Raw genomic sequence first — 15,260 nt, 5'->3', positions numbered from 1 at the left:
AATGGCAGGGACAAAAAAACCCGCACGCGGCGGGTTCGTTGTCGCAGTCGGTAAGGCTGCGATGACCTGGTGCCCAGGAGAGGACTCGAACCTCCACGGAGTTGCCCCCGCTAGCACCTGAAGCTAGTGCGTCTACCAATTCCGCCACCTGGGCAGGTCAGGGCGCGTATGTTGTCGATCCGTGCACGGCTTGTCAACGCGTTTGAGCGCGGCGTCCGAGCGCGATCGCGCAGGCCCGCTGCACGGCGCGCGCGGAAGGCCGATTGGCAACGGCTTCCGGCCATCGTCGCGCTCGCGGCCGGTGCTGCACGCACCGGCGACATGGCTGTGGCTACACCGGACCTGTGGATGCGCCGTCGCCCGTTGGCGACGCACCCTCCCCCACCCACAGGACCTGACCGATGGCGTCGCCGCAGATGGATGCCCGAGCCAGGCACGCCGCCTGGCTCCACGACCTGCGCAATGCGGCCAACGGCGTCGGCATTGCGCTGGAGATGATCGAGTTGCTGCTCCAGCACGACGATCGCCCCGCCGTCGCCCGCAGTATCGCGCGCGCGCAACGTGGCTGCGCACACCTACTCGCCCTGGTGCGCGCGTCGATCGACGGCGAGACCGACGAGGCGTCGTAGCCGGCGCCAGGCGGGGACGTGAGGGCTCAGTCGGCGGCGCGCGTCGACTTGCGCAGGCCGCGTGCAGCGCCCACATCGCCCCGAGGCGGCGCGCCGTCGGCCGCACCGGGCTGCACCGCCGGGTCGTTGTGGTCGTCCTGATCGCGCTTGGCCGGCGACTCGCCGGGCGCGCGCGGCCCGTCCGGCGTGCGCTCGCGTTCCCGCGGCCCGCGCCGGTCGTCGTTCGATTCGCTGTGGCCCATGATTCGGCTCCATCGGCAAGAACCGACATCGTCGGGCAAGCGACGCGAGCGCAAGTGACAAGGGCGCCACCGATTCGCCCCGCAGGCTGCAATTGCTGCGTGGACTCAGGCCTGCGGCTGGCGCTTGGCCAGTACGTCGCGCATCGCCGCCGCCAGCGCATCCATCGACAGCGGCTTGCTCAGGTGCGCGTCGAACCCCGATGCGCTCGCCTCCTGGATGTCGCTGGGCCGGGCGTAGCCACTCAGCGCCACCAGCGCGAGCCGGTCGGCGCCGGCCAGCGCGCGCGCCTTGCGAGCGAAGGCGTAGCCGTCCATGCCGTCCATGCCGATGTCCGACAACACGACATCGAACGCCTGCACTCCCAGCCGATCGAGCGCATGGGCCGCGTCGTGGCAGACCACGACCGCGGCGCCCTGCAGTTCCAGCAACTGCGCCAGCCCGTCGGCCGTGCCGACATCGTCGTCGACGACCAGGATCCGCAGCCCGTCCCAGCGCATCGCCTCGTGCCGGCCATCCGATTCGCCCGGCCCGAACAGCGGGTAGGTGAAACGCGGCAGCCACAGCGTGAACATGGCGCCCCGACCGGGACCGTCGGAATGGGCCTCGATCCGGCCGCCGTGCAGGTCCACCAGCTGCCGCACCAGCGACAGCCCGATGCCCAGGCCGCCGCGCCCGCCGACCGCGCGCCCGGTGCCCTGGCCGAACAGGTCGAAGATCCGCGGCAGCGACTGCGCATCGATGCCCTGCCCGGTGTCCTGCACACGCAGGCGCACGTAGTTCTCCTCGACCCCGACCATCAGCGAGATCCGTCCGCCCTGCGGGGTGAACTTGATCGCGTTGCTGAGCAGGTTCCAGACGATCTGCTCGATCCGCGACGCATCGCCGCGCACCATGATCGGCGCGTCGGGGATCTGCATCCGGAACTCGATGCCCACCGATGCCGAATCGAGCCGCGCGACCTCCACCAGCTCGGTGACGACCATGCCCACATCGACCGGCTCGGGCTTGAGCGCGAGCTTGCCGGTGCGGATGCGCGACATGTCGAGCAGGTCGTCGATGATCTTGGTCTGGCTGCGGATCGCACGCCGCACGGTCTCGATCGAGGCGATCGCGCTCGACGACTCGCGCACGCCCGGCAGCCGGGCCATCAGTTCGGTATTGACGCTGATCAGGTTCAGCGGATTCTTCAGCTCGTGCGACATCACCGCGAGGAACTCGTCGCGCAAGGTGACCGACGCCTCAGCCTCGTAGCGCCCCGCCCACGAGCGCGCGCCGCCCTTGCGCCTGGCGCCGAGCAGAAGCACGTACGCGACGACCTCGTCCTGCGCGCGAATCGCCGACAGCGCGACCCGGCACTGGGTCCGGTCGCCGCGGCGATTGCGGTACCAGCGCAAGCCCTCGACCGCCATGCCGGCCCCGGCCTGGGCGAAGTCGTGCGCGGGCTGCCCGCTGTCGCGCTCCTCCTCGCCGTAGAGCGCGTCCACTCGCATGCCCAGCAGGTCGCGCTCGCCATAGCCCAGCAGGTCGACGACGCCACCGCTGGCGGAGATCACCTGCCGCTGGCTGTCGGCGACCAGCACCGCAACATCTGTCGGGGCCAGGACACTGGCGTCGGCCTGACCGCGCCGTTCGTCGGCGGGGCGCAGGCTGGTGGTGTCGACGAAAGTGAGCACCGCGCCATCGATCCGGTTCTCGGCGGTGCGGTAAGGCACCGCGCGCGCGACGTACCACTTGCCGTCGGTGCTGCGGATCTCGCGTTCGATCAGTTGCAGGGTCTCGAACGCGTTGCCGGCATCGTCGGCCAGTTCCGGATACTCCAGCCGGTGGGTGATATCGAGCAGGCAGCGGCCGACATCTCCGGGGATGATGTTGAAGATCAGCTCGGCCTTGGGCGTGTAGCGCTTGATGCGCAGCCCGGCATCGACGAACACGGTGGCAATGTCGGTGGAGCTGATGAAGTTCTGTAGGTCGTCGTTGATCTTCGCCGTTTCCTCGACCTTCGACTTCAGTTCGTGGTTGACGGTGATCAACTCCTCGTTGACCGACTGCAGCTCCTCCTTGCTGGTCTCCAGTTCCTCGGTCGCCGAGCGCAATTCTTCGTTGATCGACTGCAATTCCTCGTTGGAGGCCTTGAGCTCCTCGTTCGAAGCCTCCGACTGCTCGATCGTGGCCTGCAGCCGGTCACGGGTGCGCTGCAATTCCTGCTCCAGATGCAGCAGCGCCTCGCTGTCGCCGGCGCGTCGATCGGGAGCGGGCGGCTGCGCTGGCGCGGCCTCGCGTTCGTCGAACATGACCAGCAGGAAATCCGCGCCCGCGGCCTGGTCGCGGAACGGTTGCGCGGACAGGCGCAACTGTCGCGCCGGCGGATCGCCGGTCTCGCCCGCGTCGAGCCGCACCCGCGTTTCGGCGCGACCGTTCGTGTGCAGGGCCTGATAGACCGTCGTGCGCAGATCCAGGCGCAGCGCCGGGTCGATCACCGCCATCAGGTTGCGGCTGGGCTCACCGCCCGAGAAGCGCAGGTAGCGGCCCGCACCAGGCGAGATGTGCAGGATGTTGGACTCGGCATCGACGATCAGGCTCGGCGGCGCATAGGCCTCGAGCACACGCTGGTGCACATCGACGAATGAGAACTCCTTGCGCGGGGTGCGTGGCGGCGGCGCCTGCAACGGGCCGGCCTCGAACACCCGCGAAGACGGCATCGCCAACGGTCGCGTGCCGCGGGCCTGGGCCCGCGCGCGGAAGATCCGGTTGCGCTTGTCCACGACCTCGAAGTACTGCGCCGCCGCGTCGGCCGATTCGGAGCTGCCCAGGAACAACAGCCCGCCGGGGCGCAGTGCGAAGTGGAACATCTCCAGCAGCCGCATCTGAATCTCGCGATCCAGATAGATCAGCAGATTGCGGCAACTGATCAGGTCCACCCGCGAGAACGGCGGATCGCGCAACGCGTTGTGCAGCGCGAACAGCACCCGGTCGCGGACTGCCTTGTTGACCCGGTAGCGGTTCTGTTCCTTGGAAAAGAACTGCCGCAGCCGCGCGGGCGGCACGTCGGTCAGAATCGCCTCGGGGTAGAGCCCTGTCCGGCCGATCGCGATCGCGTGTTCGTCGATGTCGCTGGCGAAGACCTGGAAGCCCCGCGGCGACGCCAGGCGGTCGGCATGGTCGGCCAGCAGGATCGCGATCGAGTAGGCCTCCTCGCCGGTGGCGCAACCGGGCACCCAGACCCGTGGCCCGTTCTCACCGTCGTCGAACAGGCTGGGCACGATGTCGCGTTCGAGTGCTTCGAAGGCCTCGCGATCGCGGAAGAAGTTGGTCACGCCGATCAGCATGTCGTCGAGCAGCGCCCGCGGCTCGTCGATGTCCCGGCGCAGGTGCTCGCAATAGGCCGACAGGTCGCTCAGCAGGCTGACCTGCAGGCGCCGTTCGATCCGGCGCAGCACGGTGGCGCGTTTGTAGTGGCGGAAATCGTGCCCGGTGCGGCTGTGCAGGATCTCCAGGATGTCGCGGATCGCCTGCTCGGGCGCCTCGCCGGTGATCGGCGCCGTCTCCAGGATGTGCTCGGCCTGCGGCTCGGGTCGCGGCAGTTGGATCCGGCTGGCGTTGCGCCACAGTTCCACGAGCTTGCCCGGGATCTCGACCGCCGGCAGCACGAAATCCACCCGACCGCTGGCGATCGCGCTGCGCGGCATGTCCTCGTATTCGGCATCCTCGGGCAGTTGCGCGATCGCCACCCCGCCCTGCTCCTTCAGGCGCGCCAGGCCGACGGTGCCATCGCTGCCGGTGCCCGACAGCACGATGCCGATCGCCCGGTCCATATGCGCATCGGCCAGCGTGCGGAAGAACCGATCGATCGCGATGTGCCGCCCCGGCGGGCGCTCGACATCGCTCACCCGCAGGTAGCCGTCGTTCATCGTCAACGACTTGGACGGCGAGATCACATAGACGTGGTTGGGCTCGACCGGGGTCGGCGTATTGACCTGGATCACCGGCATCCGCGTGCAACGCTGCAGCACCTGATCGGCCTGGCTTTCGTGCCGCGGCGACAGATGCAGGATGACCACGTAGGCCATGCCGCCGGTCGCCGGCGCCTGCTCGAACAGGCGGCGCAACGCAACCAGGCCGCCGGCCGAGGCGCCAATACCCACCACCGGAAAGGTCAAATGGCTGCGCAGTGCGGCGTCCTGCCCGTACGGCACGCCGGTGTAGCGGTCGGTCATCGTGGATCACGCCGGATCGTCATGGCCGGCATCATGCGCTGCCGGGCCGGTCAAAATCCAACACGCGGCCGTTGCCATGCGGCGCCTTCACGGCGCCTGCGGACTATGACAGCCCGGCGGTGGTGCGCAGCGTCGCCAGGTCGACCAGATCGATGCGGCGCGGATCGTCGAAGGCAAGCGCGCCGGTCTGGCGCAGCTTGGTGAAGCTGCGGCTGACGGTTTCGATCGTCAGACCGAGGTGGTCGGCGATGTCGGCGCGGGTCATCGGCAGATCGACGCGATCGACGCGGCCGCCGCGGCGCTGCTGGCGCTCGGCCATGTCGACCAGGAAGCCTGCCAGCCGTTCGCTCGGGCCCAACCGGCCCAACAGCATCAGGCTGGCGCGGGTGGCATCGAGCTCGGTGCAGGCCTGCGCGAGCATGCCGGCCTCGAGCTCGGGATAGCGCTCGCACAGCCGGCGCATGTTCTGCATCGGGAACACGCACAGCACGCACTCGGTGATCGCCTCGATCGTGTGCTTGTAGTGCGCGGCGCTGCTGAAGCCGATGAAATCGCCTTCCATCAGGAACCCGGCGACCAGCCGGCGGCCATCGGGCAGCAGCCGCACCCGACGCAGCATGCCGCGGGTCACGGTGTAGACGTCCCGACGCGGACCGCCCTCGTGGACCAGCGTGGCGCCGGCCGGCAGCACAACCTCGCCGGCTGCGGCCTCCAGGGCATGGGTCTCGGAGGCCGGCAGTGCGGCGCAGACCGCCAGATGCCGGCTCAGGCAGGCTTCGCAGCCCGAGTGGGAGGCACGTCGGGGCGCGCCCGACACCGGATGGCGGGCGCCAGAGGAGGTGGGATCGGAGACTCCGCGCGCGCGCAGCTTGGTATCCATGGGACGGCATCATAGCGTGGCCGGGTGCAATTCCCGCATTCATGCCCCTTCGGCCCCGCCCCGGGCGGTGGCTCGTCCCCTGCGACCGGCACCCGCTAGAATCCCCGGCTCCCCCGCAGCCGCAGTCCCGATGACCGAGTCCGTCCGCCCCGCCTTCCATGGCTTCGAGCAGCTGCCGCTGCGCGAATTCGCCGAGCGCGCCTACCTCGATTACTCGATGTACGTGGTGCTCGACCGTGCGCTGCCGTTCATCGGCGACGGCCTCAAGCCGGTCCAGCGCCGTATCGTCTACGCGATGAGCGAGCTGGGCCTGGGCGCGTCCGCCAAGCCCAAGAAGTCCGCCCGCACCGTCGGCGATGTGATCGGCAAGTACCACCCGCATGGCGACAGCGCCTGCTACGAGGCGTTGGTGCTGATGGCCCAGCCGTTCTCGTACCGCTATCCGCTGATCGACGGCCAGGGCAACTTCGGCTCCAGCGACGACCCCAAGTCGTTCGCGGCGATGCGCTACACCGAGTCCAAGCTGACTCCGATCGCCGAGATGCTGCTCTCCGAGCTCGGCCACGGCACGGTCGACTGGACCGACAATTTCGACGGCACGCTCGAGGAGCCCTCGTGGCTGCCGGCGCGGCTGCCGCATCTACTGCTCAACGGCACCACCGGCATCGCAGTCGGCATGGCCACCGACGTGCCGCCGCACAACCTGGGCGAGATCGTCAGCGCCTGCGTGCGCCTGATCGACGATCCCGACGCCAGCGTGCGTGACCTGTGCGAGCACGTGCGCGGGCCCGACTATCCGACCAGCGCCGAGATCATCACCCCGGCGTCCGACCTGCTGCAGATGTACGAGACCGGCCACGGCAGCGTGCGTGCCCGCGCGACGTTCGAGAAGGAACACGCGAACATCGTCATCACCGCCCTGCCCTACCAGGTCTCGCCGTCGAAGGTGATCGAGCAGATCGCCGCGCAGATGCGTGCCAAGAAGCTGCCGTGGCTGGAGGACATCCGCGACGAGTCCGACCACGCCAACCCGGTGCGCGTGGTGCTGGTGCCGCGCTCGAACCGGGTCGATGCCGAGCAGCTGATGGGTCACCTGTTCGCGACCACGGACCTGGAGAAGAGCTACCGGGTCAACCTCAACGTCATCGGGCTCGACGGCAAGCCGCAGGTCAAGAATCTGAAGGCGCTGCTGAGCGAATGGCTGCAGTTCCGCACCGACACCGTCACCCGCCGGCTCACCCATCGGCTGGAGAAGGTCGAGCGCCGCTTGCATCTGCTCGATGGCCTGTTGATCGCGTTCCTCAACCTTGACGAGGTGATCCGCATCATCCGCACCGAGGACGAGCCGCGCGCGGTGCTGCAGGCGCGCTTCGGCCTGAGCGACGAGCAGGTCGACTACATCCTCGAGACCCGCCTGCGCCAGTTGGCGCGGCTGGAGGAGATGAAGATCCGCGGCGAGCAGGCCGAGCTCGAGGCCGAACGCGATCGCCTGATCGCCACGCTCGCCAGCAAGGCCAAGCTGCGCAAGCTGATCAAGGACGAGTTGCTGGCCGACGCCAAGAAGTTTGGCGACGCCCGCCGTTCGCCGCTGGTCGTGCGCGGCAGTGCGCAGGCGCTGGCCGAGACCGACCTGGTGCCCAGCGAGCCGGTGACGATCGTCGTCAGCGAGAAGGGCTGGGTGCGCGCGGCCAAGGGGCACGATGTCGACCCGGCCGGGCTGTCGTACCGCGAGGGCGACCGCCTGCTGGCGTTCGCCCGCGGACGCAGCACCCAGCAGGTCGCATTCCTCGATTCGAATGGCCGCAGCTATTCGACGATCGCCCATTCGCTGCCGTCGGCGCGCGGCAACGGCGAGCCGTTGACCGGCCGCTTCTCGCCGGCCGCGGGCGCTGCGTTCCAGACGATCGCCACCGGCGACAACGACAGCCGCTTCGTCGTCGCGTCCTCGCACGGCTACGGCTTCGTGACTCGGTTCGAAAACCTCACCGGCCGCAACAAGGCCGGCAAGGCGATGCTCTCGCTCTCGCCGGGCGCGGCCGTGCTGCAGCCGGCGGCGGTCCGCGACGCCCAGGCCGATCGGCTGGTGGTGGTCACCAGCGCCGGTCACCTGCTCGCGTTCCCGGTCGCCGAGCTGCCGGAACTCGACAAGGGCAAAGGCAACAAGATCATCGAGATTCCCAAGGCCAAACGCGGCACCGAGCAGGTCGTCGCACTGGCCGTGGTGTCGCCGGGCGGCGCCCTGCTGGTGCAGTCGGGCGCGCGCACGATGACCCTGGCGTTCAAGGACCTCGATGCTTACATCGGCGCGCGCGCCAGCCGCGGCGGCCTGCTGCCGCGCGGCTGGCAGAAGGTCGAGGGCCTGTCGGTGGAGTGACGGCCTGCGCCGCCACCCACCGTCGATTATTCGGAAGACCGACATGCAACCCGAGTTCTGGCACGAGCGCTGGCGCACGCAGCGCATCGGTTTCCACCGCGACGCGCCACTGCCGCTGCTGGTCGCGCACTGGCCGACCCTGCGCGTGCCGGCCGATGCCCGCGTCTTCGTGCCGCTGTGCGGCAAGTCGCTGGACATGGTGTGGCTGGCCGAACAAGGCCACCGCGTGCTCGGGGTCGAGCTGTCGGAACTGGCCGTCCGTGCGTTCTTCGACGGCCTCGGGCTGACGCCGCAGATCCACGACACCGCGGCCGGCCGGCACTACACCGCCGGCCCGTTCGAGCTGATCGTCGGCGATGCCTTCGCACTCGATGCGGCGGTCCTGGCCGATTGCACGGCGGTCTACGATCGGGCGGCGCTGATCGCGCTGCCACCGGACCTGCGTGCGACCTACGCCGCGACCGCGTGGCGCCGGTTGCCGGCCGGCTGCCGCGGACTGCTGGTCACGCTGGTGTATCCACAGCACGAGAAGGCCGGGCCGCCGTTCTCGGTGGACGCCGACGAGGTCCATGCGCTGCTCGATGCCGATTGGCACATGGATCTTGTCGAGCACCGCGACATCCTCGCCAGCGAGCCGGGTTTCGGCACGACCGCGCTGTCGACCGCGGTCTGGCAGGTCGCGCGCCGCGACTGACGCGCAGCGCGGCGCGCGCATGCGCGGGGCTTTAGCCCACGCCGGCGTGCGTGCCTTCCGCTTCGCCCATCCGGCTTTGCTGGTAGTTCTGCAGGCCGATCATCTCGATCAGGCGCAGCTGCTTCTCCAGCCAGTAGGTATGGTCTTCCTCGGTGTCCGAGAGCTGGGTCACCAGCACCTGACGGCTGACGAAGTCGCCATGACGCTCACACAGGGCGATACCCTGAGCGAGGTGGTCGCGTACGGCGTACTCGAGCGCCAGGTCCTTGCGCAGCATCTCCTCGACCGTACGACCGGGCTCGAACGCCTCGGGGCGCATGTCCGGATCGCCCTCCAGGAACAGGATGCGACGCAGCAGCGCATCGGCATGCTGGGTCTCCTCCTCCATCTCGTGGTTGATCCGCGCGTAGAGGTGGTGCAGGCCCAGGTCCTCGTAGCGGCGCGAATGGATGAAGTACTGGTCGCGTGCGGCGAGTTCACCGCGCAACAGGAACTTCAGGTAGTCGACGACTTCGGGATGGCCTTTCATCGGGGGGCTCGCAGGTCCGGGAATGAGCGCAGTATGCCCAGTCGTGCGCGACGATGATCGGATGCAAATGCATGCATTTCGCATTCTCAGGGCCAGCCACGTAGACTCGCCCGCCCCTCCGCCTCCCGGCCCGCGCAGATGAAGATCGGTATCGACTTCGGCACCAGCTATTCGGCCGCCGCCGCGCGCATCGGCGACCGCCTCGAACACATCCGCTTCGGTGGGCAGGCGCAGTTCCGCACCGCGGTGTACTTCCCGCGCACCGTGCCCGACGTGGCCGACTTCGCCCTGACCGACGCGATGGAGGCGCAGGTCGCCGAGATCGTGCGCGACCTCAAAGCTGCGCAGACCCGCGCCGGCACCGCGGCACGCAGCGAGGCGCAGCTGCGTGGCGACGCGGTGCGCATCGTGCGCCGGCAATGGATGGAGCAGCAGATGCGCGATGCCGAGACCTCGGTCGCCGACCTGCAGGACGCGGTGTTCGGCGAGGAGGCGATCGAACGCTACCTCGAGGACGGCACCGGCAACCTGGTGCAATCGCCCAAGTCGATGCTGGGTTTCAATCTGCATCCGCGTGCCCGCGCCACCATCGCCGGGATCGCCGCGCACATCCTCGAGCACATCCGGCTCACCGCGAGCCGTCAGCTGGGCACCGTGGTGCGCGAGGCCACACTGGGCCGCCCGGTGCGCTTCCGCAGCTCGATGGGCGAGGCCGGCGGCGCGCAGGCGCTGGCGATCCTGCGCGAGGCCGCGGGCATCGCCGGTTTCGACACCGTGCACTTTCTCGAAGAACCGGCTGCGGCCGCGCTGCACCACCACGCGATCAGCCCGCAGCGCCAGACCACCCTGGTCGTCGACGTCGGCGGCGGCACCACCGACATCGCGCTGGCGAGCATCGGGGGCCGCGATGCGCCGCAGGTGCACCGCGCCTGGGGCATCGCCAATGGCGGCACCGATGTCGACATCGCGCTGAGCCTGGCCCGCGCGATGCCGCTGTTCGGCAAGGGCATCACGCGCACGCCGGTCCACCACTTCGTCGAGGCCGCCACCGTGCAGGACCTGCCGCGCCAACGCGAGTTCCACCGCCACGACTACCGCGACGTCGTGGCGCCGTACGGCGCGCGTCTTCAGGCGCTGCAGGACGAGGGCGGCACCACCCGGCTCTACCGCGGGATCGAGGCGATGAAGGTCCGGCTCAGCGACGACGCCACGGCGATGCAGCCGCTCGACTTCATCGAGCACGGCCTGCGCGTGGACGCCGAGCGCGCCGATCTCGAGACGGCCGCCGCGCGCTTCCTCGACCAGATCGGTGGATTGCTCGATGCGGTCCGCGCCGACCTGCCGCAGCCGCCCGACAGCCTGTTCCTGACCGGCGGCATGTCCGGCGCACCGTACGTGCAGGCCGCCGCGCGGGCGCGGTTCCCGCAAGCCCGGGTCGTCCGCGGCGACCCGTCGCTGGGCGTGGTCTCGGGCCTGGCCGAGCACGCGTACAACGCGCCCGCCGCCGCGGACTGAGCGTCGGCGGGCGCGCACGGAACCTGAAACAATCGGGCGGCGGCAGGCGGCCGCGGCGAGGGGGAGCTCGGCAATGCGCAATCGGTGGCGCGCTTGGAGCCTGCGGGCACTGCTCGCACTGGCGGTTGTCGCGCTGGCGATCGTCGCGATGCTGTGGTGGCAACTGCGCGGCAGCCTGCCGGACCTGGCGGGCACGCGGACGCTGCCGGGGCTCGAGGCGCCGGCGACGATCCAGCGCGACGCCTTGGGGACGGTGACGATCACCGCCGACAGCGAAACCGATGCGATGCGCGCGCTGGGCTGGGTGCATGCCCAGGAGCGCTATTTCGAGATGGATCTGATGCGGCGCCTGCCCGCAGGCGAGCTCTCGGCGCTGTTCGGCGAGCGGGCGCTCGATACCGATCGCCGCCATCGCCTGCACCGCATGCGCGCCCGCGTCGATGCCACGCTGGCCGAGGTCGCCGGCGCGCGCATGCCGCAGCTGCGCGCCTACGCCGAGGGCGCGAACGCCGGGCTCGCCGCGTTGCGGGCCCGGCCCTGGCCGTATCTACTGCTGCGCCAGCCGCCGGCGCCGTGGACGCCGGCCGACTCGGCCCTGGTCGGCTTCTCGATGTACTTCGACCTGCAGGACGCCGGCAATGCTCGCGAACTGACGATGCACCGGCTGGGCCCGCGCCTGCCGCCGGCGCTGCTTGCACTGGTGGCCCACGACGGCAGCCGCTGGGATGCCCCGCTCGAGGGCGCAGCGCGCGGCGATGCGACCTTGCCGGATGCCGACGCAGTGGACCTGCGCCGCTTGGATGTGACGGACGCGGGCGACGTCGGTGGGCCGCCCGCGGCGATGGCTTGGGAGGCCCCCTCTCCACCGCTTGCGCCTGCGGCGGCCGATCTTGGTTGGGGGAGCAACAACTTCGCGGTCGGCGGCGCACTGACCACCGACGGCCGCGCCTTGGTCGCCGACGACATGCATCTGGGTCTGCGCGCGCCCAACCTCTGGTTCCGTGCGCGCTTGCGCTATCCCGATGCCCGCGCGCCGGGCGGCCGCGTCGACATCACCGGGTTCACGCTGCCGGGCCTGCCTGCCGTCATCGTCGGCAGCAACGGACATATCGCCTGGGGCTTCACCAACAGCTACATCGATACGCTGGATTGGCAACGCATCGTGCCCTGCGACGCGGCCGCCGCGCAGGCGCCCGGCTGCACGCCGCTGCGACGCCACACCGAGACCATCGCCGTCGCCGGGCGCGCGGCGGAGGTGCTGACCGTGGACGACAGCGATTGGGGACCGGTCGTCCATCGCGAAGTCGACGGCGGCGCGCTGGCGCTGCGCTGGACCGCACACCTGCCAAGTGCACTGAACTTCGGGCTGGCGGACTTCGCCCACGCCCGCGACCTCGACGACGCGCTCGCGATCGCCGACCGCACCGCGACCCCGACCCAGAACCTGGTGATCGGCGACCTGCACGGCGCGGTCGCCTGGCGCCTGCTCGGGCCGGTCCCGGTGCGTGCGCCCGGCTGCAACGGGCGCACCGTCTCGCATTCACCCCGGGCTGGCGCCATGTCAGGCGATGCCGGCAACGTTTGCGCACCATGGCCGATCGCCACAGACGCCTCGCCGATCGTGCGCACGCCCGACGCGATGCGGCTGTGGACCGCGAACAGCCGCGTCGTCGATGGCGCGGACTTCGCCCGGCTCGGCGATGGCGGTGCGGCGCTGGGCATCCGCGCCTGGCAGATCCGCCAGGGACTCGATGCCCGCGTGCGCTTCGGCGAACGCGACCTGCTCGCGATCCAGCTCGACGACCGCGCGCTGCTGCTGACGCAATGGCAGGGTCTGCTCGTCCGAGCGGCCGACGCGGCCGGTACCGACGCCACCGCCCTGCGCGCGCTCGCCGATGCCGCCGCCGACTGGCGCGGCCGCGCCGCGGTCGATTCGGTCGCCTACCGCATCGTCCGCGCATGGCGGCTGGCGGTGCATGCGCGCATCGCCGACGGCCTGCTCGCACCCGCACGCACAACGGCCGGCGACGCGATCGCCTGGCCGGACCCGCCGAACTTCGAAGGCGTGGTCTGGCCGCTGGTGAGCCAGCGCCCCGAGCACCTGCTGCCGCGCCGCTTCGCCTGCACCCCGCAGACCCAGCAGGGGCGCTGCGCGCCGGTCGCCGACGGCTGGACCGCGTTGCTCGAAGACGCTGCGCGCGAGGTCCGCGACACGCTGCAGGCTGAGGGGGCCTTGGCGCAACGGACCTGGGGCGAGCACAACACCGCGGCGATCTGCCACCCGCTCGCGGCCGCGATCCCGTTCGTCGGCCGGCGCGCCCTGTGTATGCCGGCGCAGCCGCTGCCCGGCGACGGCACCGTGCCGCGCGTGCAGGCCCCGGCGTTCGGCGCCTCGCAGCGCATGGTGGTCGCGCCCGGGCATGAAGCCGACGGTATCGCGCACATGCCCGGCGGCCAGAGCGGCCATCCCCTGTCACCGTTCTGGGGCGCCGGTCACGACGATTGGGTGCAGGGCCGCGCCTCGCCGTTCCTGCCGGGCACGGCCACACACGTGCTGCAGTTGCAGCCCGCACACCGCGCGGCGCCCACCGACTCGGCGCGCCGCGACTAGCGGTCCAGCGCCCCCTGCCAATGGGTGCCGTAAAGCCCGGCGGCCATCTTCTCCGCCGGGCGCGCGCGGAATACCGCGCTGATCCGTGGCCCGACCGGGCGCGTGGTCTTCGCGATCCCGTGCACGTGGGTCAGCTGCGAGGCATGGCTCATCGCCAGCACGCTGCCGGGCGCGAGTTCGATCGCGATCGACTTGCCGCGCCCATTCTTCGCGCGGATCGACATCCGCCGCGCACCGCCCAGCGACAGCAATGTGATCGGCTGACCCGGCACCAACGTATGCAACTTGTCGTGATGCATGGCCACGCTGTCGCGGCCGTCGCGGTAGAGATTGAGCCCGACTGCGGTGTACGGCGCAGGCACCAGTCGCTGCACGAGACGGCCCATCTGAGCCAGCGGCAGCTCGGGTGGCAGCGCATCAAGCCGATAGGACGCCAGCAAGCGCGGGACGGCGACCACGCGGTCGTACATCGGCCGATTCTGGGTCTCCCAATGCGCCCCGTCGCGCAGCGCCTCGAACCACGCCGCCGCGGTCGCCGGATCGACGGCATCGGTCCAGTAGCGGATACCGCCCTCGTCGTCGTCGACGAGGATCCGCGGCGCGGCGGTGGGAAACAGATCCATGGTCCCGAAATGGGGCCGTCCGACACGTCGGGCAAGCCGCCTCGGGCCGCCGCGGGGGCGATCGCATCGGATCAAGCGCCATGCGACATCGGCATCCGACCAATCCCCGGCGCGGGCCGGTGCGCCATCGCCATGCGATCCATCGTCACCTGGAACACGCGCCCCCCCGTGGCGAAGCGCCAGGCCGTGACGCACTGCCGCACCCGTGCCGCAAGGCCGCCAACGCCATTGCATCGGAACTGTGACTGCCTGTGCAGTTCGCGCCTTTGCGCGGTCAATCGCCCTGCCGCCGATTGACCCCGGCCCGCCGCATGCGCAGGGTTGAGGCACGATCGAATGCAGGAGGCGGTCGCATGCCACGTCGCATGCCATGGATTTGGTTGGGCCTGTTGGGCGCCTGCGCGCTGGTGGCGGTGCTCGCCTGGCAGAACCGCGAACTGCGCGAGGAGCGGCGCTGGTTCGTGACACGCACCACCGAACCTTATCTGGGCATGTACGTGCCGCAGGTCGACGCGACCACGCTCGACGGGGCCGCGCACGTGCTCGGCGCGCCGTCCGGCGCGTTCCAGGTGCTGTACTTCTTCACCCCGACCTGCCCGTACTCGCGGCGCTCGCTGCCGCGCGTGGCCGAAGCCGCGCGGCGCATCGCCGAGGCGCACGGCCAGAACGTCGAGGTGCTGGGCGTGTGCCATTGCACGCCGGCCCAGGCGCGTGCCTACGCGGACGCCCATCGCCTGCCGTTTGCGGTGACCACGCTGACCGACCGGCGCCACGTGATGCTGTTCCGCGCGCGCAACGTGCCGGCGCTGCTGGCGCTCGATCGCGACGGCCGGCTGCGCTACGCGCGCGTGGGCACCTTCGATACCAAGGAGCGGATGCAGGACCTTCTGGCCGCGCTGCAACGCACGGATGCGTCGCCGGCCCTGGCCACTGTCGAGGAGCGATGAA

The 15,260-nt window shown here is 70.4% G+C and carries 11 protein-coding genes and 1 tRNA gene; 6 read left to right on the top strand and 6 right to left on the bottom strand.

Going from position 1 to position 15,260, the window contains the following annotated elements; genetic code table 11:
- Nucleotides 1-67 precede the first annotated feature (67 nt).
- Nucleotides 68-154, bottom strand: a tRNA-Leu gene (locus MNO14_RS05590).
- A 247-nt stretch (nucleotides 155-401) separates the two neighbouring features.
- Between MNO14_RS05590 and MNO14_RS05585 the strand changes: the two genes are divergently transcribed.
- Nucleotides 402-629 carry a hypothetical protein gene (locus MNO14_RS05585; RefSeq protein WP_241945749.1) on the top strand — a complete coding sequence of 76 codons (228 nt, stop codon included), beginning with the start codon at nucleotides 402-404 and terminating at the stop codon, nucleotides 627-629.
- Between the two features lie 26 nt (nucleotides 630-655).
- Here MNO14_RS05585 and MNO14_RS05580 read toward each other — a convergent pair whose 3' ends face one another.
- The 3 genes from MNO14_RS05580 to MNO14_RS05570 all read right to left on the bottom strand — a co-directional run bounded on the left by MNO14_RS05580 (nucleotide 656) and on the right by MNO14_RS05570 (nucleotide 5,966).
- Nucleotides 656-871: a hypothetical protein gene (locus MNO14_RS05580; protein WP_241945748.1), complete on the bottom strand. Its 216-nt coding sequence runs from the start codon at nucleotides 869-871 to the stop codon at nucleotides 656-658.
- A gap of 105 nt (nucleotides 872-976) precedes the next feature.
- Nucleotides 977-5,086, bottom strand: coding sequence for a chemotaxis protein CheB (locus MNO14_RS05575; RefSeq protein WP_241945747.1), 4,110 nt, complete (start codon nucleotides 5,084-5,086; stop codon nucleotides 977-979).
- Nucleotides 5,087-5,189: 103 nt separating this feature from the next.
- The gene (locus MNO14_RS05570) at nucleotides 5,190-5,966 is read right to left on the bottom strand and encodes a Crp/Fnr family transcriptional regulator (protein WP_241945746.1); all 777 of its coding nucleotides are present in this window, start codon (nucleotides 5,964-5,966) and stop codon (nucleotides 5,190-5,192) included.
- Nucleotides 5,967-6,096: 130 nt separating this feature from the next.
- Here MNO14_RS05570 and parC point away from each other — a divergent pair, with 130 nt between their 5' ends.
- The gene (gene parC / locus MNO14_RS05565) at nucleotides 6,097-8,340 is read left to right on the top strand and encodes a DNA topoisomerase IV subunit A (protein WP_241945745.1); all 2,244 of its coding nucleotides are present in this window, start codon (nucleotides 6,097-6,099) and stop codon (nucleotides 8,338-8,340) included.
- A 43-nt stretch (nucleotides 8,341-8,383) separates the two neighbouring features.
- Entirely contained in the window at nucleotides 8,384-9,034 is a 651-nt protein-coding gene (locus MNO14_RS05560) for a thiopurine S-methyltransferase (protein ID WP_241945744.1), read from the top strand.
- Nucleotides 9,035-9,065: 31 nt separating this feature from the next.
- Here the strand turns inward: MNO14_RS05560 and bfr are convergent, their stop codons facing one another.
- Entirely contained in the window at nucleotides 9,066-9,563 is a 498-nt protein-coding gene (gene bfr, locus MNO14_RS05555) for a bacterioferritin (RefSeq protein ID WP_241945743.1), read from the bottom strand.
- Between the two features lie 138 nt (nucleotides 9,564-9,701).
- Here bfr and MNO14_RS05550 point away from each other — a divergent pair, with 138 nt between their 5' ends.
- Together MNO14_RS05550 and MNO14_RS05545 are read left to right on the top strand one after the other, a co-directional pair.
- Nucleotides 9,702-11,078, top strand: coding sequence for an Hsp70 family protein (locus MNO14_RS05550; protein WP_241945742.1), 1,377 nt, complete (start codon nucleotides 9,702-9,704; stop codon nucleotides 11,076-11,078).
- Nucleotides 11,079-11,151: 73 nt separating this feature from the next.
- Entirely contained in the window at nucleotides 11,152-13,689 is a 2,538-nt protein-coding gene (locus MNO14_RS05545; RefSeq protein WP_241945741.1) for a penicillin acylase family protein, read from the top strand.
- Here MNO14_RS05545 and MNO14_RS05540 read toward each other — a convergent pair.
- Nucleotides 13,686-14,312, bottom strand: coding sequence for an alpha-ketoglutarate-dependent dioxygenase AlkB (locus MNO14_RS05540; RefSeq protein WP_241945740.1), 627 nt, complete (start codon nucleotides 14,310-14,312; stop codon nucleotides 13,686-13,688). The genes MNO14_RS05545 and MNO14_RS05540 overlap by 4 nt on opposite strands.
- Before the next feature lie 380 nt (nucleotides 14,313-14,692).
- On the opposite strand from MNO14_RS05540, the gene MNO14_RS05535 reads away from it, so the two are divergent.
- Nucleotides 14,693-15,259 carry a TlpA disulfide reductase family protein gene (locus MNO14_RS05535; RefSeq protein WP_241946271.1) on the top strand — a complete coding sequence of 189 codons (567 nt, stop codon included), beginning with the start codon at nucleotides 14,693-14,695 and terminating at the stop codon, nucleotides 15,257-15,259.
- Nucleotide 15,260 lies beyond the last annotated feature (1 nt).

Origin of the sequence: Luteimonas sp. S4-F44, from assembly GCF_022637415.1 — a bacterium.
GTDB lineage: Bacteria > Pseudomonadota > Gammaproteobacteria > Xanthomonadales > Xanthomonadaceae > Luteimonas.
Note: the sequence above shows the minus strand (reverse complement) of the source record. Positions and strands in the feature narration are given on the sequence as shown.